This window comes from Pseudomonas sp. Sample_23 (assembly GCF_004307595.1).
Taxonomy (GTDB): Bacteria; Pseudomonadota; Gammaproteobacteria; order Pseudomonadales; family Pseudomonadaceae; genus Aquipseudomonas; species Aquipseudomonas atacamensis.
The window spans coordinates 1-21,042 of record NZ_RCNX01000034.1; the positions used below are offsets into that span (position 1 = coordinate 1).

The following is a 21,042-nucleotide window of genomic DNA, read 5'->3' on the forward strand; positions in this document are numbered from 1 at the left end:
GTTTGCGGGGGGTGGGGAGCGGGTCAAGAAGCAGTGTGTGGGGGCGGCGCATGATCAGGAAGTGGGGTTAAGTTATGTGGCTGAGGTGGAGTGGTTACGGGGGTGTAAGGCGGATTCGAGGTTGGCTGTTGTTTTGAAGGTTGGGTTTTATTTGGGGGCGGTTGAGGGTGAGGCCGTTGCGTGTCGGGTGAGAAATTATGGGGTCAGGGCTGGGTTGGATGATTTGACTACGTTTGATTATTATGATTGGAATCATTGGGCGTCAAAAGTTAGCGCATGGTCGAAGATAGTGCTTGTCGGTGAATATTTTGTTGAGACCATACCACGTGGAAGTCCGGCGAATCACGGAATAGCAATTGATAAGAGCTATCAAAAGATCGATACTGGCGCTGCTCTAGAATTCAGTTTTGATTACCGTGCGTGGGATACCAAAGTTGTAACCTTCCTCCAAAATGGTCAGCAGATGCTCGGGGAAGAATTGGCTGCATCGGAGTTGTGGCAGTCAAGAACGGTGAGATTTAATGTGGCAAAGTCTTTAACAATGGGCAGCCTGCATCTGTCTTTTACTCTAGCCGGGTATGGAAAGCTTGCTCACTTAAAAAATCTAAGATTGAGAGCAATATGATTTTCAACTTGAAACTGGCAAGGATAATTGCGGCACTCACCTAATCTGATGCTTATGCAACAACCGATAAAAAGTAGGCCGCGAAACCCCTAATACTTTCGCGGCCACACTCAAATTATCACTATGCCGATTCAACACATCACACAAAGCCTGCCGTTCCGCTCGGGTCTTGTAATCCTCCAGCGTGCCCATCGGCGTGGCGATCGAGTGCTGACTGATCAACCCCAAATCCCGCGCCTCGATCTGCCGCCCCTCCGCTAATACCAACCCACGCCTGACCCGGTTCGCCAGCTCGCGCACATTCCCCGGCCAGTCATGCTTGCCCATGGCAATCAAAGCATCTTCGCTGAAGCTGCGTGGCCGGCGCCCGGTTTCGTGGCTGTAGAAGTGCGAAAAGTGGTTGGCCAGCATCGACAGATCGCCATGGCGCTCGCGTAGCGGTGCGGTGACCACTTGCAGGACATTGAGCCGGTAATACAGGTCTTCGCGAAAGCGCTTCTTCTCGATTGCCGCTTCCAGGTCGACGTGGGTTGCGGCCAGAACGCGAACGTCCACCGGAATCGGCTGACTGCCGCCAACCCGCTCGATGTGCTTTTCCTGCAGAAACCGCAGGAGATTAGCCTGCAGTTCCAGCGGCAAGTCGCCGATTTCGTCGAGAAACAACGTACCGCCATTGGCCGCTTCGATGCGTCCGACCTTGCGCTGGTGTGCGCCGGTGAACGCGCCTTTCTCGTGGCCGAACAATTCTGACTGAATCAAATGCTCTGGAATCGCCCCGCAGTTGATCGCTACAAACGGTTTGTTGTGACGCTGGGATTGTCGATGCAGGGTGCGCGCGACCAGCTCTTTGCCGGTGCCGCTTTCACCGCGAATCAGCACGGGCGATTCGGTCGGGGCCAGTTTGCTCAGCAGTTTGCGCAGTTCGCGGATCGGTTTGCTGTCGCCGAGCAGTTCGTGCTCTGGCTGATCGACATGAATGGTGCCCTGCCCGCGCAGGCGCGCCATGCCGAAGGCGCGGCCGAGGGTGACCTGTACGCGGGAGACGTCGAAGGGCAAGGTGTGGAAGTCGAAGAACCATTCACAAACGAAGTCACCGACGTTCTGTAAACGCAGGACTTCCTGATTGAGCACGGCAATCCATTCGGTGCCGCTGCGGCTGATCAGTTCTTTGACCGCTTCTGGACGTTCCAGGTGGTAAGGCTGCAAGCGCAGCAGGCCGACGTCACAGGCGCGGGATGCGGCGTTCTCCAGATTACAGCTGTCTACATCCCAACCGACGGCGCGCAATCCCGGCAACAGGCGATGGCAGTCGTCGCAGGGATCGACCACCAGTAAACGTCTCGACGCAGGCGCTTCGCTCATGACTGTTCCTTGGCGCCAAATTTGATAAATGATCGTAAAAACAGTCATTTGGCAGACCCGGTTGTAACACTAGCAAGATTTTGACGGCGGCTTGTACCGATTGCTTATAGGGCGGGTATTAAAAGAGTTATAAGAAAGTTGGTTGTTAGTTAGCTATCGACTATTTGCGCTGAGTCAAAGAGCCGCCCCTCACCCTAGCCCTCTCCCGAGGGAGAGGGAACTGACCGAGGTGTTTGCGCGAGGTACGCCGATCTGAAAGACCGAGCCGAACTCGAGTTTGAAAAGCCCACAAATCGGCTCCCTCTCCTCGGGGAGAGGGCTGGGGTGAGGGGTGAATTCAGCGCGGTGTTCGGACAGGTGCAGGATTAACGAAACGAACTTACGTTATGTAAAGAACCTGAAATTTCTTTGTTTCAAGTGTGACCCACCCCCCTGTTGCGTGCATCAGTACAAGTAACCCGCCGCACGGTAAGCCCAACCGACGGCACATCACTTGATTGGGCGCCAATAGAGAGAAGACCCCATGACTGCCCCGCTGCGTATCAACGAAGCTCTTCTGATTGCCAACCACGCGTTCAAGCCTTTCCAGTGCGTGGCCTGGGCGCCACAAGACGGCAATGGCGAACTGAGCCTGACCGTCGTCGACCGCACCAACTCACACATCGGTCGCAAACAGATCCCGAGCAGCGCCTACTCTGACCCGGCGCAACTCGAACAACTGCTGCAACAGGCCCGCGCCGAGCTGAGCGAAGACGGTCACAAGTTGCAATCGTGGTCGATGCCACACTGATAATCGAACAAAGGCGGATGACGTTAAAGTCATCCGCCGTTGTTGTATGCGAAGTCGAATAAGCACGGTACTTACCCCGCTGCTTCATCCAAATTACTTGGCTCGCTTGCGACTGGTTCAACAAGACACTGTTCTGGCACAGTGCGACCGTCGTTCTGTTGATTCGTCCAGTTGTACTTCTCGCGGTTCAGGGATTGAATGTTTCGCTCGTGCAGTCAGCCTCCCAATCACTGGGATATCGGCTACTCGCAAGGAGACGCGTGCATGTCGACCCTGAACACTTATGCGCTGCCCACGGTATGGAACAACCCCGGTTCGCTCGACTCGACCTTCGCCATCGGCGGTGTTGCGCAGGTGTACTTTGCCGGTAGCCTGTCCAGCCAGACGCAACATGTCGCGCTCGATGCGCAGGGTCGGATTCTGGTCGCCGCCAAGGTCGGTACGCCGAAGGGAAGTCGTTTTGGCCTGGCGCGGCTGCTGGGTGATGGTTCGGCGGATTTGTCGTTCGGTATTCAGGGCAGCGTGATCGGCAGTTTCGTCGAAGGATTCGAAGCCAAGGCCGGCAAGGTTCAGGTGCTAGCCGACGGCAAGATTCTACTAGCCGGCCTGCATTATGAAGATACCCATCGCACCCTCCCCGCCTTCGCCCTGTTCGATACCGACGGCCGGCCAGATCGAACTTTCGGTGATGACGGCTTCCAGATCGTGCGCCTGCCCGGCGAACTGTCCATGGGCACCCGCGACAACTGGTTGCCGCCGGGTGTGCCAGGTGTCGAAGCCTGTGACTTCGCGGTGCAGGAAGACGGTCGCATTCTGCTGATCGCCAACCATCATTTCAGCCTCGCCGACCACGCCGGGATGCTGATTCGCCTCTGCCCCGATGGAAGCCTCGACGAATCGTTCAACGGGCGCGGATTTGTCATGGTTCGCCACTTGCTGCTCAACACCTGGCTGAGCACCCTGCTGCTGAAGGCGGATGGGCGAATTGTCGTCGCAGGTTCCATCGACTTTCCGCAGCAAGGGCTGCTGGCGGTTTACCAGTCCGATGGGCGTCTGGACGAGCGTTTTGCCGTGGACGGTTTCATGGCGTTCAGGGCCCACGGCAACAGCGCTCAGGTCAGCCAGATCATCGAGTCCGCCGACAGGCTCTACTGCTTCGGCAGCAGCCGCGATCCAATCCGCTGCCTGACGTTTGTCCTGCACGGCAACGGTCGACCGGATCTGCACTGTCATCATGGCCAACCACAGGTGGTGGACATCGGTCCCAGCGGATGCCAATGGAACGCCGCCCGGTTGATGAGCGACGGCCGCATCGTTGCCGTAGGCGCGACCATCGGCGGGGTTGAAGCCGACTTCATGGTCGCCCGTTATCAAGCTGACGGCAGTCTCGAACCCGCGTTCGGCCAGGGCCACGGTTGGTTGCGCACGCGACTGGGGCGAAGTCTCGATACAGCCAATTCTCTGGCCATACAAACTGACGGGGCTATCGTGGTGGGGGGCTATTCACTGGATGGCAACTACCGGGCAATGGTTGCGCGTTATCTGAATCCATAGAGCATTCAACAGGATCGAGGTTATCGGCGACTTGATCTTCCTTGAAACATCCGGCAACTTTCGCGCTTCTAAATAAAAGGAGCAGCCGATGTCCGGTTCAATCGCCCAGGCGTTCGCGCACAACTTCCTCGGGCAATCGCCACGCTGGTACAAGGCGACCATCGTCGGTTTTCTCATTCTCAATGCCGTGGTCCTGTTCACCATCGGCCCGGTCGCCGCAGGCTGGTTGCTGGTGATCGAATTCATCTTCACCCTGGCCATGGCGCTCAAGTGTTATCCGTTGATGCCCGGCGGCCTGCTGTTGATTGAAGCGTTGCTGTTGAAGATGACCACGCCGCAAGCGCTCTACGATGAGTTGCTGCACAACTTTCCGGTGATCCTGCTGCTGATGTTCATGGTTGCCGGCATCTACTTCATGAAAGATCTGCTGCTGTTTCTGTTTTCGCGGCTGCTGTTGGGCGTGCGCTCGAAAGCGATTCTGGCGCTGATGTTCTGCTTCTTGTCGGCATTTCTTTCGGCGTTTCTTGATGCGTTGACCGTCACGGCGGTGATCATCAGTGCGGCTGTCGGCTTCTACTCGGTGTATCACCGGGTCGCGTCGGGCAACGATCCACGTAAGGACAGCGAATTCGGTGACGATGAGCATTTACCGTCGCGACACCATGAGGACTTGAATCAATTCCGCGCTTTCCTGCGCAGCCTGTTGATGCACGGCGCGGTCGGCACGGCGCTCGGTGGCGTCTGCACTTTGGTCGGTGAGCCGCAGAACCTGTTGATTGGCCATGAGATGGGCTGGCATTTCGGCGAGTTCTTCCAGAAAGTTGCCCCGGTGTCGCTGCCGGTACTGGTGGCGGGTCTGGTTACTTGCGTGCTGCTGGAGAAGCTGCGCTGGTTCGGATACGGCACGCTGCTGCCGGACAACGTCCGCGCTGTGTTGGCTGACTACGCTGCCGAGGACAACGCCAAACGCACGCCCCGTCAGACGGCGGCGCTGCTGGTGCAAGGCGCGGCGGCGCTGATTCTGATTGGTTGCCTGGCGTTTCACCTGGCTGAAGTCGGCCTGATCGGTTTGATGGTGATTGTGTTGATCACTGCGTTTACCGGCATCACCGACGAGCATCGCCTGGGCAGCGCGTTCAAGGACGCCATGCCGTTTACCGCGCTGCTGGTGGTGTTTTTTGCCGTGGTGGCGGTCATTCACGATCAGCATCTGTTCGTCCCGCTGATCGAGTGGGTCTTGGCGTTGCCGATGGATCAACAGCCGGGGATGTTGTTCATCGCCAATGGTCTGCTCTCGGCGATCAGCGACAACGTGTTTGTCGCGACCATTTACATCACTGAGGTGAAACAGGCTTTTCTTGCCGGGCACATGACTCGTGAGCACTTCGAAACGTTGGCGATTGCGATCAACACCGGCACCAATCTGCCGAGTGTGGCGACACCGAATGGTCAGGCAGCGTTTCTGTTCCTGCTGACCTCAGCGATCGCGCCGCTGGTACGTTTGTCGTACGGGCGCATGGTGTGGATGGCGGTGCCGTATACCGTGGTGATGGGCTTGTTGGGCTGGTATGCGGTGAGCTATTGGCTCTAAGCCACACTGAATAACCCTGTGGGAGCGAGCCTGCTCGCGAATGCGTTAGGTCAGGCAAAGAAGGTGTTGAATGTGCCGACGCCTTCGCGAGCAGGCTCGCTCCCACATTGGTTTTGGTGTTGGATCAGTGCGGGAGGATGTACTGCTCGATCGCCAAAGCCACGCCGTCTTCGGTGTTCGACGCTGTAACGACATCAGCCTGGCGCTTCACCGCCTCTTCCGCCTGCCCCATGGCAATCGACAAGCCGGCGCATTTGAACATCGCCGGGTCGTTGCCGCCGTCGCCGATGACAGCGGTTTGCTCCAGCGGCACGCCGAGGTATTCGGCAATCGTTGTCAGCGCGGTGCCTTTGTTGGCCTCAAGCGCAGTGACGTCCAGATACACCGGCTGCGAGCGCGACACTTGCGCCATGCCGTTGACCTGGGGCAACAGCTGCGCCTCCAGCTCAATCAGCAACTCTGTGTTATTGCTGGTGGCAACGATCTTGTCGATACGCTCCAGATACGGTTCGAAACTCTCGACCACCACCGGCGGATAGCCGAGGCCGCTCTGTTCACGTGGGACCATCGGCCCGTGCGGGTCCTTGAGCAGCCAGTCACCGCCGCTGAACACCCAGATTTCCACCTCCGGTTGATCGGCAAACTGCGCCAGAGCAATCAGCGCGGTTGTTGCCGGCAGATAATGCGCGGCCAACAGTGTGCCGTCCGGTTTGACGATGGTGCCGCCATTGAACGCCGCTGTCGGCAGATCAACGCCCAGCGCCTCGATCTGCTGCAACATGGCTTTCGGCGGGCGGCCGCTGGCGAGGCTGAACAGCACGCCGGCCTCGCGCAACGAGCGAACGGCGTCGATGGTGCGTTGATTCAGTGTGTGATCCGGCAGCAACAGCGTGCCGTCCATGTCGCTGAGCAGAAAACGTATCGGTTGTTTCGACAAATCACTCATCCCAGGCTGTGCCAGACGCGACCATCGCGAGTCAGCAGATCTTCAGCTGCTTGCGGGCCATCTTCGCCGGCCGCATACGTCTCGACGCTGGCATCCTGCTGCCAGGCATCAAGGAAAGGCTGCACGGCTCGCCAGCCGTTCTCGATGTTGTCGGCACGCTGGAACAGCGTCTGGTCGCCGGTCAGGCAGTCGTAGATCAAGGTTTCGTAGCCGGTGGAAGGCTGCATCTCGAAGAAGTCCTTGTACGCAAAACCCAGCTCGATATTGGCCATGTTCAGCGCCGGCCCCGGGCGCTTGGCCAGCAGGTCGAACCACATGCCTTCGTTTGGCTGGATCTGGATGCGCAGATAAGTCGGCTGCAACTCGTCGACTTCGGTGTCGCGGAACTGTGCGTACGGCGCTGGTTTGAAGCAGATGACGATCTCGGTGTCGCGCACGCTCATGCGCTTGCCGGTGCGCAGATAGAACGGCACGCCGACCCAGCGCCAGTTATCGATCATCACCTTCAGCGCCACGTAGGTTTCCGTGGTGCTGTCGGGCGACACGTTGGCTTCTTCGCGATAACCCTTCAACGGCTGGCCATCGCGCTCGCCAGCGCTGTACTGGCCGCGCACCGAGTTGGCCCGGGCTTCTTCCGTCGACCAGGGACGAATCGCCCCGACCACTTTGGCTTTCTCGCCGCGCACCGCGTCAGCGCCGAAAGCAGCCGGCGGTTCCATGGCGACCATGGCCAGCAACTGGAACAGGTGATTGGGCACCATGTCGCGCAGTGCGCCGGTGTGTTCGTAAAAACTGCCACGGGTTTCCACGCCGACGGTTTCCGCCGCGGTGATCTGCACGTGGTCGATGTAATGGTTGTTCCAGAACGCTTCGAACAGGCTGTTGGAGAACCGGCTGACCAGGATGTTCTGCACGGTTTCCTTGCCCAGATAGTGATCGATCCGGTAGATCTGCTTTTCGCTCATGACCTTGAGCAGGCAAGCGTTCAAGGCTTCGGCAGTGTGTAGATCGGAGCCGAACGGCTTCTCGATCACCACCCTTCTGAACGCTTCGGGGGCTTCTTCAAGCAAACCGGCGCTGCCGAGACGGCGCACCACTTCACTGAAGAAACGCGGCGCGGTGGCCAGATAGAACACCGCATTGCCGGTGCCGCTGTCGGCGATTTTCGCCGCCAGGGCTGAATAAGTGCTGTCGTCGAGGAAATCGCCCTGGACGTAGCTGATGCCCTTGGCGAGCTTGGCCCACAAGGCCGGATCAAGCATCTGATCGCCCTTGCCGACCTTCGCCGCCACTTCGGTACGGATGAAGTCTTCGAGCTTTTGCGCGAAGGCTTCATCGGTAATGGCGTTGTGATCAACGCCGACGATCCGCAGATTCTCGTCGAGCAGGCCGTCGCGACTGAGGTTGTAAAGCGCCGGCATGAGCAAGCGCTTGACCAGGTCGCCGTGGGCACCGAACAGGAACAGCGTGGTCGGTGGTGCGGGTTCTGCCTTGGATTTTCTGCGGATCGTACGGGTCATTTCTTGGCAATCTCCACGTGGCCGCCGAAGCCGAAGCGTTGTGCCGACAGGATCTTGTCACCGAAGGTGCCCTGCCCGCGCGAGCGGTAACGGGAGAACAGCGAGTTGGACAGCACCGGTACCGGCACCGCTTGCTCCATGGCCGCTTCGATGGTCCATTGGCCTTCGCCACTGTCGGCGACCGAGCCGGAGAAGCCGTCGAGCTTCGGATCGCTGGCCAGCGCATCGGCAGTCAGGTCCAGCAGCCACGACGAAACCACGCTGCCACGACGCCAGACTTCAGCGATATCGGCCACGTTCAGATCAAATCGCTGATCTTCGGGCAGGCGTTCGCTGGATTTGGTCTTGAGAATGTCGAAGCCCTCGGCGAACGCGGCCATCATGCCGTACTCGATGCCGTTGTGGATCATCTTCACGAAGTGCCCGGCACCGGCGGGACCGGCGTGGATGTAACCGTGTTCGGCACGGTGGTCATCGGACTTGCGATCCTTGGTGCGCGGGATGTCGCCCATGCCCGGCGCCAGTGCGGCGAACAGCGGATCCAGACGTTTGACCGTCTCGCCGTCGCCGCCAATCATCATGCAATAGCCGCGTTCCAGGCCCCAGACGCCGCCGGAGGTGCCGACGTCGATGTAGTGCAGGCCCTTCTCGTTCAGCGTCTTGGCGCGACGAATGTCGTCCTTGTAGTTGGTGTTGCCGCCGTCGATGATCGTATCGCCGGGCTCAAGCAGTTCGCTCAGGGTGTTGATGGTGTCTTCGGTCGGTGCGCCCGCCGGCAGCATGACCCAGACCGCGCGCGGCTTGTCGAGGCCGGCAACCAGTGCTGGCAAGTCGGCGACGCCAGTAGAGCCCTCGGCGACCAGGTTATCGATGAAAGCGGTATTGCGGTCGTAAACAACGGTGGTGTGCCCGTTGAGCATCAGACGTCGCGCAATATTGCCGCCCATGCGGCCCAGTCCAATAATCCCGAGTTGCATGTGCTGATGCTCCTTACTACAAATAAATGTGTGTCATTGGTTATAGCCCAACGCGACTGATGGAGGTTAGTCCAGAGCGTTGCGATGAAGTTTCCGGGCATTGTGCCCGATCCAGAGCGATAACGCCCCGAATCCTGCCGAAGACACACCGACCATGAAAAATAAAAAAGTTCCCTTCCAGGGCAAAAGAAATCAAAATTGGCGCCGATAGTAAGTCAAGCGCCTCAAAACGAGGAGTGACTTACAGTTGATGCACGCCATTTGCGAGGTGAGCAATGGGCACAGTACACACAGCAATGCCGCCACAAACCCTCTACGTTACGATCCGTCGCGATGAATTGCGCCAGTTGAAAGACGAGCGCGACCAGTTGAAGCACGAATTGGCGCAATTGCGCGCATTGACCCAGGGCTCGCAGCCGCAACCGCGTCCGGTTGTGCAGCGCGCACCCCACGCCTGATCCCCGCCTGCTTCGGGAACGGCCCCCGTCGTTCCCGACACGTTGCACCTCTGACCGCTTGATACACACCAACAGCGGCGCTTAACAAATCTTTCACAAGCCCTTGGGGATACTCCGCCCCATTCTGGCCGTGCCTGCGCGCACGGCCTCTGTTCGTCGGTGTCATGGAAGCGTTTCCGGCGTGGGTCTGATGATTGAGCTGGAGCGCTGAATGGCATTGTTCAAACGCAGCAAAACGACTGCGGCCGGTTTCGACTGGGCCGGATTCATCTGGCTGTTCGTCTTCTTCTGGTATTTCTCGGGTATTACCCAACTGCTGATCCAGCTGACCGGCACGTCCGGCTTCACCGGATTTCGTCAGGCATTCGTGATGAGCGCGCTGTGGCTGGCGCCGATGCTGCTGTTCCCCAAACAGACTCGCCTGCTCGCGGCGATCATCGGTGTGGTGCTGTGGGCCTGCTCGATGGCCAGCCTCGGCTACTTCTTCATTTATCAGCAGGAATTCTCGCAGAGCGTCATCTTCATCATGTTCGAGTCGAACGTGTCGGAAGCCGGCGAGTACATGACCCAGTATTTCGCCTGGTGGATGATCCCGGCGTTCCTCGCCCATACCGCGTTTGCCTACTTTCTGTGGACGCGCCTGCGTCCGGTGTACATGCCGCGTGGACGCGCAATGGTTGCCGCGACCGCGATCGTGATCGCCGTGGCCGGTTATCCGCTGGTCAAGCAAACCATGCGCATGGGCAATTTCGCTGAAGGCTTCGAGAAATTCGAAACCCGCATCGAGCCTGCCGTGCCGTGGCAGATGGCCGTGGCGTATCACCGCTATCTGGAAACGCTGGGGGATATGCAAGGCATGCTCGACAGTGCCAGCAAGATCGCGCCGCTGAAAAACCTCAAGGACGCCTCGGCCGGGCAACCGGCGACTTTGGTGCTGGTGATCGGCGAATCGACCAACCGTCAGCGCATGAGTCTTTACGGATATCCGCGCAACACCACGCCGGAACTGGACAAGCTCAAGGATCAACTGGCGGTTTTCGACAACGTCATCACCCCGCGCCCTTACACCATCGAAGCGCTGCAGCAAGTGCTGACCTTCGCCGATGAGCAGAACCCGGATCTGTACCTGTCGACGCCATCGCTGGTCAGCGTGATGAAACAGGCCGGTTACAAGACCTTCTGGATCACCAACCAGCAGACCATGACCAAGCGCAACACCATGCTCACGACCTTCTCCGAACAGGCTGACGAGCAGGTGTACCTGAACAACAACCGCAACCAGAACTCGGCGCAATACGATGGCGACGTCATCGAGCCGTTCAACAAGGCGCTGGCCGATGCGGCGCCGCGCAAGCTGATCGTCGTGCATCTGCTCGGCACGCACATGAGCTATCAGTACCGTTATCCGCCGACGTTCGACAAGTTCAAGGATCGCCAGGGCGTTCCGGCTGGCGTGCGTGACGATCAGGTACCGACTTACAACAGCTATGACAATGCCGTGCTGTACAACGACTTCGTGGTCTCGAGCCTGATCAAGGACTACGCCAAAACCGACCCGAATGGCTTCCTGCTGTACCTTTCCGACCACGGTGAGGATGTCTTCGACTCCGCCGGCCACGGCACGCTGGGCCGCAACGAAAACAAACCGACCGCGCCGATGTACACCATCCCGTTCATGGCCTGGGCCTCGCCGAAGTGGAAGGAAAACCATGACTGGAACTTCGCCGGCGACCTCAGTCGCCCGTACAGCAGCTCGCAGCTCATTCATACCTGGGCGGACTTGGCCGGGTTGAGCTCCGATGAACTGGATCGCAGCAAAAGCCTGGTCAGCGACAGCTTCGTACCGCGCAAGCTGCTGATTGGCGACCCGTACCAGGCACCGCGGCGGGCGTTGATTGACTTCAGTTTGATGAAGCCAAAGCACCCGGATCCGGCGGAAGTAGCGCAGAAGTAAAACGACAAAGGGCCGAGAAGGCCCTTTTTTGTGCCTATCGACCGCGTTGTTTCTGTAATACGCCGCAATATTTGCGCAGAACCAGCGTTAACCCATTGTTAATGGCCGCGACGCAGACTTCTTTCGCGGTCTGCTTCACGGACGAACCGACTCCCACTTGTTCAGTAGGAGGCACCATGAAAACCACTACCTTCATTCTCACCACCCTGCTCGCCCTCGGTTCCACCAGCGCCTTCGCTGAAGGCGGTGCCGAACGCATGCGTTATTACTACGACAATTTCCCGGTCCAGCACGCGCAAAGCGAGCAAAAGGCCGATGCCAGCGCGAAAGAAATTCGCGTCCCTGCTGACCAGACGGCGCAGGTGACCGAGTCTTATCGCGACTGAATTTTACCGAGCAACCGATGAACCTTCCGTGGCTCCGCTCTGGCCCGGGAGATGACAGTTAGGCGCCCTCATTGGGGCGCCTTTTTTTATGTTGGTGATTTGCGGTGAGGAGCCTTCAGGCCTGCAAGTCCTTTATCCAGAACAGCATCCGCCCGTGATCTGGATTGAACATCCCCGGTGCAAAGCCGAATTTGCGATACGAACCCTGCGCCACCGCATTGCCTTCCAGCACTTCCAGGGTGATCTTGCAGCAACCGCGCTGACGGGCGATTTCTTCTACCTTCTGCAGCATTTTCTGACTGAGCCCCATGCCGCGAAATTTGCCGACCACGGCGACGTCGTGAACGTTGACCAGCGGTTTGCAAGCGAAGGTCGAGAAGCCTTCGAAACAGTTAACCAGCCCGGCCGGTTCGCCGCCGACGAAGGCCAGCACGCTGAAGGCATGCGGGCGGCGGGCGAGTTCTTCGGGCAGGCGTTGCAGCAGTTCGGGCGCGATCGGATGACCGCCGCCCATGGGATCTTCGGCGTAGTGGTTGAGCACGATGCCGATGGCTTCGGCGTGCACCGGGTTGCTGTAGCTGGCCTGAAGTACGAGTATTTCTGCGGAATCCATTTCCATCCCCGATAAGCAAAAAGCCCCGGCGCGCAAGGTGCTAGCTGAAAGGCCTGGGGGGGACCTTAGCTTGGGTGCGCCGGAGAGGGCAACTTGAAAAGCTGAAGATCAAAAGATCGCAGCCTCGTTGCACTCGTCAGCTCCTACGGTCCGATATGTGTAGGAGTTGACGAGTGCAACGAGGCTGCGATCTTTCGCGGTCAGTGGCCCCAGATAAGCTCTTCAGTCCAGCCCAGTTCGGCGAAGTCTTCGGCGCGCAATGCGCTTTCGCCAACACAGAAAAACTCATCCAGTTGCGGTGGCTTGACCGTCGTGCCGCTGAGCATGGCGTGGACTTGGCCGCGATGATGGATCTGGTGTTCGAACAGGTGCGAAAGCATGCGCAGGCGGCTGTCATGTTGCGGTTCGTCGCGAGCGATAGTGACGATTCTTGGCAGATCGGCATCGCGCAGTTGCTCGCAATAGGCGATCAGCCGGCGATCAACGCGGGCCTGTTCGGCACGCAGCGTTGCGGCATCGGTAAACGGCTCGTCTGCATTGAAGAATACGTAGCAATCCGGGTGCGGCTCGTCCCCGCGCAATTCGCGTTCCAGCGCGTCGACGTAGAACCAGTCGCAGGTGAGGATGTGATTAAGCGTGAGGCGGATGCTGGGGAAGAAGCTCACCCGGGGCGCCGCCAGTTCAGTGGCATCGAGCTGGGTCCAGGCCTTGGCCAGGCGATGGTTGGCCCAGGCATTCTGGTAGGCCATGGTCAGCAAATGATGGGACAGCGGTTGACTCATGTCGGCGCCCTCTTCTTTCAGGCTTCAGCGAAGCGCTGCAATTGCATCTCCTGCAAACGGCTGAGGGTGCGGCGGAACGGGAATTCCAGATAGCCCTCGGTGTACAGCGCATCCATCGGTACGCTTGCCTCGACGTACAGCGGCACCTTGCGGTCGTAGCATTCGTCGACCAGCGCGATAAAGCGGCGAATGCCGTCGTCATGTACCGACAATTGCGGCAATTCCCGGTCGCCGGCGACCACGCGCGCAGCGCCGTCTTCGGTACCGCGTGCGATACGTCCTTCGCGTTTTTGTGCGCTGAGGTTCGGCACTTCGCTCAACAGAATAGCCCGGTAGCGATCACACAGGGCGATGAAGTCCATGGCGGCGAAAGGTTGTTCGCACAAATCGCTGTAGCGACACCACAGCACGGATTCGCTGGCTTGCACCACGTTGAGTGTGCGGTGGCCCACGGCCACTGGCTCCTCGCTGACAGTCTCATCTGCAGCCAGCGATTTGAACACGGCCTCCAGTGCGCTCGGTAAATCATCCGCGCGAACAAAATAACGCTGCTCGATCGTCCCCGGATGCAAGCGATGATCCTCGGCGCCATTCACCGCGACCACGGTCATGTGCGCCTTGATCGCCGCAATCGCCGGCGTGAAACGGTCGCGGTTGAAGCCGTCGGCGTATAGATCATCGGGCGGCAGATTGGAGGTGCAGACGATCACCACACCTTCATCGAACATCACCTGAAACAGCCGGCCGAGAATGATCGCGTCGCCGATGTCATTGACGAACAGTTCATCGAAGCAGAGCACGCGCACTTCACCGGCCAGCTCTTTGGCCAAAGCGCGCAACGGATCGGCGATGCCACTGAGTTGAAACGAACGCTGATGAACCCAGCCCATGAAGTGATGAAAGTGCTGACGCCGCGCCGGCACGCGCAGGCTCTGGTAGAACTGATCCATCAGCCAGGTCTTGCCACGACCGACTGGCCCCCACAGGTACACGCCGCTGACCGAACGGGCACCGGCGTGCAAGGCTTCATGGCATTTTTGCAAGGCCCAGACCGCGTGTTCCTGGGCTTCATCCTGGATGAAACCCTTGTGATCGACTGCGTATTGCCAGGCACTGAGGGGGGAGTCGAAAGTCATGCGCGGGAGTATGCCACGGGCGCTTTTTCATTGCCGGTCGAGGCACGTTTGATCGTTCCCGCGCTCCGCGTGGGAATGCCTCAAGGGACGCTCCGCGTTCCAGCTCTGGAAGGGACACGGAGCGTCCCGGGCTGCATTCCCACGCGGAGCATGGGAACGATCAGAACAAGGGAGAGGCAGTAAAACCTGACCTTTCAGGCAGTTATTGCTCGTTGCCCTCGCCGCCCTCTTCCGGCATTCTGCGCACCCATTTTCTGACCCGGCCCCGCCTTGCGGCGCGCACATCACCATGACCGCCTCTGACAAAACCCCGCGCAACAACGACCTGATCTACGGCCTCAACGACCGTCCGCACCTGACCGCCACGGTGTTCGCCGCGCTGCAACACGTGCTGGCGAGTTTCGTCGGCATCATCACCCCGACCCTGATCATGGGCGGCGCCCTCGGTCTGCACAGTGAAATCCCCTACCTGATCAGCATGGCGCTGTTCGTCTCCGGCCTCGGCACCTTTGTCCAGGCCAAGCGCTTCGGTCCGGTGGGTTCCGGTCTGCTGTGTCTGCAAGGCACCAGTTTTTCCTTTATCAGCGTGATTCTCAGCGCCGGGTTCATGGTCAAGGCGCGTGGCGGTGGCACTGACGAAATCCTCTCGACGATCTTCGGCGTGTGCTTCTTCGCCGCGTTCATCGAAGTGGTGCTCAGCCAGTTCATCGGCAAACTGCGCATGCTGATCACGCCGGTGGTGACCGGCACGATCATCACGCTGATGGGCCTGTCGCTGATCAAAGTGGCGATGACCGACATCGCCGGCGGCTTCGGCGCGCCTGACTTGGGCGCGGCCAGTCACGTATTTCTGGCGGCGCTGGTGATCGGTACCATCGTTGTGTTGAACCGTGTCGACGTGCCGTTTCTGCGCCTGGGCGCGATCGTCATCGGCCTGACCCTTGGCTACGTGGTGGCCTGGCTGATGGGCACGGTGGATTTCGCTTCGATGCCCGAGGTGCCGCTGGTCAGCGTGCCGGTGCCGTTCAAGTACGGTTTCAACTTCGATTGGGTGGCGTTCGTGCCCGTGGCGGTGATTTTCCTCGTGTCGCCGCTGGAAGCTGCCGGTGATCTGACCGCCAACTCGATGATCTCGCGGCAACCGGTCAAAGGCCCGCTGTACATCCGCCGAATCAAATCCGGCCTGCTCGCCGACGGCCTCAACTCGGCCATGGCGGCGGTGTTCAACAGCATGCCGATGGTGACCTTCGCGCAGAACAACGGTGTGATCCAGTTGACCGGCGTGGCCAGCCGCTACGTGGCGTTTTTCATCGCCGGGCTGCTGGTGTTGCTCGGTTTGTTCCCGATGATCGGCGCGGTGCTGCAATTGATGCCGAAACCGGTGCTGGGCGGCGCCGAACTGGTGATGTTCGGCACCGTCGCCGTGGCCGGAATCAAGATCCTCGCGGAGGCCGGTCTGCATCGCCGCAACATGTTGATCGTGGCGATTTCCCTCGGCATGGGCCTGGGCATCGCGGCGGTGCCGGAAGTCCTGCGCGAACTGCCGCAAGCGCTGCGCAATATCTTCGAATCGCCGATCACCGTTGGCGCGTTGTGCGCTATCGTGCTGAACATCTTCCTGCCGGAAGAATTCATCGAGCTGGAAGAAGACGATTTCGACCCGGAAGCTTCGATCCTGCAGGTCATGGAAAACCCCGACGTCACCGGCAAAGGTGAACCCGGCCAAGCGGCGGCTGTCGCACAGTTGAACCGCTGACGTCGCGCCTCGAAAAAAAAGGGCTGCACCGGCGACGGTTCAGCCCTTTTTTGTCGAGAGATTTTTATGCGCCGCGTCCACGCCGTCATCCTGTCGCTTCTGCTGTTGTCGCTCAGCGCCTGCGCACTCTTTCCCAACCGCGACCCGGTGAACATCAACGTGGTCGGCCTCGAACCGTTGCCCAGCCAGGAACTGGAAGTGCGCTTCGCGATCAAGCTGCGCGTGCAGAACCCCAATGAAACGGCGATCGATTACAACGGCATCGCCCTGGATCTGGAGGTCAATGGCCATTCGCTGGCGTCCGGTGTGAGCGATCAGAGCGGCTCGATCCCGCGTTTCTCTGAAGCCATTGTCACGGTACCGGTCAGCGTCTCGGCGTTCTCGTTCCTGCGCCAGACCTTGGGCCTGAGCCAGACGCAAAGCCTCGATAACCTGCCCTACGTGCTGCGCGGCAAACTGGCGGGCGGATTGTTCGGCACGATGCGCTTTACCGACAGCGGCAAGTTGAGCCTGCCTAAAGCGAGTGCGGCGACGTGGTAAAAAATTTTCTGATCGGACACCGATCCCTGTGGGAGCTGGCTTGCCAGCGATAGCGGTGCATCTGCCAAAAAGATGTCGACTGACATGGCCCCATCGCTGGCAAGCCAGCTCCCACAGGTTCAAAACAAGTTTCAAGGTCAGGAGTTGAACCGCACCCCCGGCTTCGCGCGCTCATCAACGGTCAACTCGAACACATCCGGCCGCGCATAGTGGCCGACCACATCGTAGTCATACCGCGCGCGGATCAGTTCATCGGTGTCGATCTGCGCCGTCAGCAACCCCGCCTCGCCACGCAAAGGTCCAGCCAGCACATCGCCCATCGGCCCGACGATCACGCTGCCGCCGGCAATCAACGGTCGATCCCCGGGCCAATTGGCAATCTCCACCCCCAACGCATTCGGCGAGGCCTGCACCTGACAGGCGCTGACCACGAAACAGCGGCCTTCGTGGGCGATGTGGCGCATGCTGACCTGCCACATCTCGCGCTCGTCCACGGTCGGCGCGCACCAGACCTCAACGCCTTTGGCATACATCGCCGTGCGCAACAGTGGCATCATGTTTTCCCAGCAGACCACCGCGCCAAGCTTGCCGACTTGGGTGTCAAACACCGGCAAAGTCGAGCCGTCACCCTTGCCCCAGATCAGTCGCTCGGTGCCGGTGGGCATGAGCTTGCGGTGTTTGCCGAGCAGCCCGGCCTGCGGATCGAAATACAGCACCGTGCAATACAACGTGCTGCCAGCGCGCTCGATCACGCCGATCACCAGATTGGCCCCGGTACGCGCTGACAATCCGGCCAGCGCCTCAGTTTCGGCGCCGGGCACATCAATGGCGTTGGCAAAGTACCGCGCGAACGCCTCACGCCCCTCGGGCAGACGATAGCCCAACTGGGTGCCGAAGCCCTCGCCCTTCGGATAGCCACCGAGCAGGGCTTCCGGCATCACCACCAGCGCCGCGCCGGATTCGCGGATTGCGTCTTCCCAAGCAAGGATCTGCTCAAGGGTTTCGCCTTTGCCGCCGGGCAAGGCACCGATCTGCAACGCCGCGACTATGGATTTGGCCATCGTGTTTACTCCATCAGGTTCAGGTGTTGCTGATTCTCCAGCGTCACGCGATCATGAATAAAGCCCTACCCACTGCTGAATGATATGAGTCAAATGAATATCGCCGACATCGACCTCAATCTGCTGAAAGTCTTCGAAGCGCTGCACGAGGAATCCAGCGCCAGCCGCGCCGCCCTGCGTCTTGGCGTAACGCAGTCGGCGGTCAGCGCGGCGTTGCGTCGTTTGCGTGAGGTGTATGGCGATCAGTTGTTCGTGCGCACCGGGCGCGGTCTGGCGCCGACGCTGCAAGCCAATCAGTTGAAACCGGTGATCAGCGATGCCCTGAACAAATGCCGGCAAAGTCTGGCCATGCTTGATCCAGCGACCAATCAGTACGAGGGGCGCTCGGTGGCGATCGGTCTGTCAGATGATTTTGAAATTGCCTACGGGCGCCGCTTGATCGAGGAACTCGCCCGGCGCGCGCCGAAACTGCGGCTGATCTTTCGCCAGACCCACAGCCAGATCGTTGCCCGCGCGCTGATGGAGCGCAGCATCGACCTGGCGATCACTGCCGGCGGTTTTTCCGAGCGCCTGCTCAGTCGTCAAGTGTTGGGGGAAGGCGGATATGCGTGTCTGGTCGACCCGGCCAGTCTCGCGCCAGGCCAACAGCAGATCGCGTTGCAGGAGTTCGTTGAACGCGAGCACATTCTGGTGTCGTCGGGCGGCTTTATCGGTATCACCGATGAGGGATTGGCGGCAGTGGGTTTGAGCCGGCGAGTCTGCGCGTCGACCACGCATTTCGCCGCGCTGCCCTTTCTGCTCAAGGGCAGTCAGGCAGTGGCGACGATCCCGGCCCACGCCGCCGCAAATATCGCGGCGCTGAGCGGACTGGCGCTGCTGCCCTGCCCTCTGGCTTTACCGCGCTATCCGGTGGAACTGGGCTGGCGCACCAGCACACAGATCGATCCGGTGCTGGTCAAGGTTCGCGAGGCGATTGCCGCCACGTTCAGCCAGGGGTGAAACGGATTATTTGTTCGCCGCCATCAGGCGATTGACTTCACTGCGCACCATGTTGGCGAACTCCGGCGGCGACATGCCGTCCAGCTCGGCGCGGACCCACTCGGCCCATTTGCCCTTGCGCTTGGAGCGCTCCCCAAACAGGCGCGCGGCTTCGCCTTTGGCTTTGCCCAGATTGTTCTGCCAGAGTTCGAACAGACGGGATTTCTCGTCTTCCAGCGCTGCGCGCTCTGCGAGGGATTTGTCGGCCAGATTGAAACTCATGGGGATTTATCCTGCTGCGTAAAATGGCGACATCTTACACGCTCGACACAAATCTCCGGTGCAGGTTTTTCCCTTGTCCGCGAATGACATGCAACTTTTCGCCTGCCGCTACACTCCATTGGTCACTGTCCATTCACCTGCAAGGAGTCACCCAATGGCCCGTAAAACCGCCTCGCAAGCTGCCGAAGAGCAAATCAAGGATCAAGCTTTCAGCGAGCTTCAGGCTCTGATCGAAGAATCGGACAAACTGCTCAAGAGCAGCGCTTCACTGGTAGGCGAAGAAGCAGAAACCCTGCGCGCACAAATCGCCCAGAAGCTGCAGCTGGCACTGGATTCGGTGTCCAGCGTGCGCGACCGCACCAAACCCGCTGTTGAAGCCACCGAGAACTACATCGGTGGCCACCCTTGGCAAACCGTGGCGGTCTCCGCCGGTTTCGGCCTGGTGGTGGGCCTGCTGCTCGGCCGTCGCTGAGTCAGGCGCACAGAAAAAGGCGAACCTCAGGGTTCGCTTTTTTTATGCCCACCGCTTTGCTTTTCCATTACTGAATTCACCTGGGTATCCCAAGTCGGCGTACCTCGCCCAAACCACGCGGTCAGTCCCCTCTCCCCCCGGGAGAGGGCTAGGGTGAGGGGCTTTTGACCTTGTCACTGCAATGTCAGAACAACAAAAGACTCACTCCCCCGCCAACTCCCGCAACTGCCCCAGCGTCTGTTCATCAAGCGTGATGCCCTGCGCTAATGAGCGGGCACGCTGCAAATGCCGCCGATCCCCCGGCAAACGCTTGAGCCCGACCCCGTGCATCTGCCGCACCAGTTCCTCGCTGCGCTGGGCGAAGTTCTGCCCCGCCGCTTTGCTCGGATCGATGACGATCAACAACTGGCCGGTCCACGGCGTTTTCGCGCCGGGATGGTTGGACCAGTCAAACTCGAATGAGAAATTGCCGCCGGTCAATGCCGCCGCCAGCAACTCGACCATCATCGACAGCGCCGAGCCTTTGTGCCCACCGAACGGCAACAATGCGCCGCCTTCGAGAATCGCCTTGGGGTCCTGGGTCGGTTGGCCGAGGCTGTCGACCCCCATGCCGACCGGGAGTTTTTCACCTTTGCGCGCGGCGATCTGCACATCGCCATGGGCAATGGCGCTGGTGGCCAGGTCAAAAACAATCGGCGCGGCGTTGGCCCTTGGCGCGGCGAAGGCAATCGGATTGGTGCCGAACAATGGCCGATCAGCGCCATGGGGCACCACGCAAGTCATGCTGTTGACCACGCTCAGCGCGACCAGACCTTCGTCGGCGAAGGGCTCGACATCCGGCCACAAAGCAGCGAAATGATGCGAGTTGCGAATCGCCAGCACCGCGATCCCGGCATGACGCGCCTTCTCGATCAGCAGTGGTCGGGCCGCTGCCAACGCCGGCTGGGCAAAACCGTTGCCGGCGTCAACCCGGACAAACCCCGGCGCGACGTCTTCAACCTGGGGCACCGCATGGCCATTGACCCAACCACTTTTCAGCGTCGAGACATAACCGGGGATGCGAAACACGCCATGACTGTGGGCGCCGTCGCGTTCGGCGTTGGCGCAGTTGGCGGCCAGCACCCGGGCGACGTCGCTGGAAGTGCCGTGGCGCAGAAAAATCGTTTCAAGCAGTTGCGTCAGTGCCTCGAGGGACACTGTGGACGAGCCAGGATCGTGTAGCGCAGACATCTGAAGCTCCAGAATGATTATTGGAGGGA

At 59.7% G+C, this 21,042-nt stretch carries 21 protein-coding genes; 11 read left to right on the plus strand and 10 right to left on the minus strand.

Translation table 11 applies throughout. The features are described from left to right. A partial coding sequence (locus tag D8U82_RS28070) for a hypothetical protein (protein WP_206663327.1) occupies positions 1 to 625 on the plus strand: 625 nt, incomplete at its 5' end. A gap of 36 nt (positions 626 to 661) precedes the next feature. On the opposite strand, the gene D8U82_RS07540 is transcribed toward D8U82_RS28070, so the two are convergent. Continuing rightward, entirely contained in the window at positions 662 to 1,987 is a 1,326-nt protein-coding gene (locus tag D8U82_RS07540) for a sigma-54 dependent transcriptional regulator (protein ID WP_016774678.1), read from the minus strand. Between the two features lie 523 nt (positions 1,988 to 2,510). Between D8U82_RS07540 and D8U82_RS07545 the strand changes: the two genes are divergently transcribed. From D8U82_RS07545 to nhaB, 3 genes are all read left to right on the plus strand, one after another. Then, positions 2,511 to 2,777, plus strand: a complete 267-nt coding sequence (locus D8U82_RS07545; protein WP_016774677.1) for a hypothetical protein — start codon at positions 2,511 to 2,513, stop codon at positions 2,775 to 2,777. Positions 2,778 to 3,041: 264 nt separating this feature from the next. Then, on the plus strand, positions 3,042 to 4,331 hold the full coding sequence (locus D8U82_RS07550) for a hypothetical protein (protein ID WP_130901967.1): 1,290 nt from the start codon (positions 3,042 to 3,044) through the stop codon (positions 4,329 to 4,331). Between the two features lie 88 nt (positions 4,332 to 4,419). Further along, complete coding sequence (gene nhaB / locus D8U82_RS07555; protein WP_071172393.1) at positions 4,420 to 5,922, plus strand: sodium/proton antiporter NhaB; 1,503 nt, start codon at positions 4,420 to 4,422, stop codon at positions 5,920 to 5,922. Positions 5,923 to 6,046: 124 nt separating this feature from the next. On the opposite strand, the gene D8U82_RS07565 is transcribed toward nhaB, so the two are convergent. From D8U82_RS07565 to gnd, 3 genes are read right to left on the minus strand one after another with little or no spacing between them, the layout of a single operon-like run. Next, a complete protein-coding gene (locus tag D8U82_RS07565; RefSeq protein ID WP_130901968.1) occupies positions 6,047 to 6,868 on the minus strand; it encodes an HAD family hydrolase in 822 nt (273 codons plus the stop codon). After that, positions 6,865 to 8,388, minus strand: coding sequence for a glucose-6-phosphate dehydrogenase (zwf, locus tag D8U82_RS07570; RefSeq protein ID WP_130901969.1), 1,524 nt, complete (start codon positions 8,386 to 8,388; stop codon positions 6,865 to 6,867). The genes D8U82_RS07565 and zwf overlap by 4 nt, the downstream gene beginning before the upstream one ends. Next, entirely contained in the window at positions 8,385 to 9,365 is a 981-nt protein-coding gene (gene gnd / locus D8U82_RS07575) for a phosphogluconate dehydrogenase (NAD(+)-dependent, decarboxylating) (RefSeq protein WP_130901970.1), read from the minus strand. The genes zwf and gnd overlap by 4 nt, the downstream gene beginning before the upstream one ends. Positions 9,366 to 9,640: 275 nt before the next feature. Here gnd and D8U82_RS07580 point away from each other — a divergent pair, with 275 nt between their 5' ends. The 3 genes from D8U82_RS07580 to D8U82_RS07590 all read left to right on the plus strand — a co-directional run bounded on the left by D8U82_RS07580 (position 9,641) and on the right by D8U82_RS07590 (position 12,163). Next, entirely contained in the window at positions 9,641 to 9,823 is a 183-nt protein-coding gene (locus D8U82_RS07580) for a DUF6026 family protein (protein WP_016774671.1), read from the plus strand. A 211-nt stretch (positions 9,824 to 10,034) separates the two neighbouring features. Further along, positions 10,035 to 11,777, plus strand: coding sequence for a phosphoethanolamine transferase CptA (locus D8U82_RS07585; protein WP_130901971.1), 1,743 nt, complete (start codon positions 10,035 to 10,037; stop codon positions 11,775 to 11,777). Between the two features lie 176 nt (positions 11,778 to 11,953). Further along, a complete protein-coding gene (locus D8U82_RS07590; RefSeq protein ID WP_041479703.1) occupies positions 11,954 to 12,163 on the plus strand; it encodes a hypothetical protein in 210 nt (69 codons plus the stop codon). A gap of 115 nt (positions 12,164 to 12,278) precedes the next feature. On the opposite strand, the gene D8U82_RS07595 is transcribed toward D8U82_RS07590, so the two are convergent. From D8U82_RS07595 to zapE, 3 genes are all read right to left on the minus strand, one after another. Beyond that, the gene (locus D8U82_RS07595; protein WP_122704363.1) at positions 12,279 to 12,776 is read right to left on the minus strand and encodes a GNAT family N-acetyltransferase; all 498 of its coding nucleotides are present in this window, start codon (positions 12,774 to 12,776) and stop codon (positions 12,279 to 12,281) included. 200 nt (positions 12,777 to 12,976) lie between these two features. Further along, entirely contained in the window at positions 12,977 to 13,558 is a 582-nt protein-coding gene (locus D8U82_RS07600) for a DinB family protein (RefSeq protein WP_130887306.1), read from the minus strand. Between the two features lie 17 nt (positions 13,559 to 13,575). Continuing rightward, positions 13,576 to 14,694: a cell division protein ZapE gene (gene zapE, locus D8U82_RS07605; protein ID WP_130901972.1), complete on the minus strand. Its 1,119-nt coding sequence runs from the start codon at positions 14,692 to 14,694 to the stop codon at positions 13,576 to 13,578. Between the two features lie 289 nt (positions 14,695 to 14,983). On the opposite strand from zapE, the gene D8U82_RS07610 reads away from it, so the two are divergent. After that, positions 14,984 to 16,450, plus strand: coding sequence for a nucleobase:cation symporter-2 family protein (locus tag D8U82_RS07610; protein WP_110603344.1), 1,467 nt, complete (start codon positions 14,984 to 14,986; stop codon positions 16,448 to 16,450). 66 nt (positions 16,451 to 16,516) lie between these two features. Next, positions 16,517 to 16,990: an LEA type 2 family protein gene (locus D8U82_RS07615; RefSeq protein ID WP_073474543.1), complete on the plus strand. Its 474-nt coding sequence runs from the start codon at positions 16,517 to 16,519 to the stop codon at positions 16,988 to 16,990. A 137-nt stretch (positions 16,991 to 17,127) separates the two neighbouring features. Here D8U82_RS07615 and D8U82_RS07620 read toward each other — a convergent pair whose 3' ends face one another. Next, positions 17,128 to 18,051, minus strand: coding sequence for a carbon-nitrogen hydrolase family protein (locus D8U82_RS07620; RefSeq protein WP_130901973.1), 924 nt, complete (start codon positions 18,049 to 18,051; stop codon positions 17,128 to 17,130). An 84-nt stretch (positions 18,052 to 18,135) separates the two neighbouring features. Between D8U82_RS07620 and D8U82_RS07625 the strand changes: the two genes are divergently transcribed. Beyond that, positions 18,136 to 19,050 (plus strand): LysR substrate-binding domain-containing protein, encoded by a 915-nt coding sequence (locus D8U82_RS07625; protein ID WP_130901974.1) that lies wholly within the window; start codon positions 18,136 to 18,138, stop codon positions 19,048 to 19,050. A gap of 6 nt (positions 19,051 to 19,056) precedes the next feature. Here the strand turns inward: D8U82_RS07625 and D8U82_RS07630 are convergent, their stop codons facing one another. Further along, on the minus strand, positions 19,057 to 19,311 hold the full coding sequence (locus tag D8U82_RS07630; RefSeq protein WP_003224595.1) for a hypothetical protein: 255 nt from the start codon (positions 19,309 to 19,311) through the stop codon (positions 19,057 to 19,059). A 154-nt stretch (positions 19,312 to 19,465) separates the two neighbouring features. Here D8U82_RS07630 and D8U82_RS07635 point away from each other — a divergent pair, with 154 nt between their 5' ends. Beyond that, a complete protein-coding gene (locus D8U82_RS07635; protein WP_024012897.1) occupies positions 19,466 to 19,783 on the plus strand; it encodes a DUF883 family protein in 318 nt (105 codons plus the stop codon). A gap of 201 nt (positions 19,784 to 19,984) precedes the next feature. Here D8U82_RS07635 and D8U82_RS07640 read toward each other — a convergent pair whose 3' ends face one another. Beyond that, positions 19,985 to 21,013 carry an Ldh family oxidoreductase gene (locus D8U82_RS07640; protein WP_024012896.1) on the minus strand — a complete coding sequence of 343 codons (1,029 nt, stop codon included), beginning with the start codon at positions 21,011 to 21,013 and terminating at the stop codon, positions 19,985 to 19,987. Positions 21,014 to 21,042 lie beyond the last annotated feature (29 nt).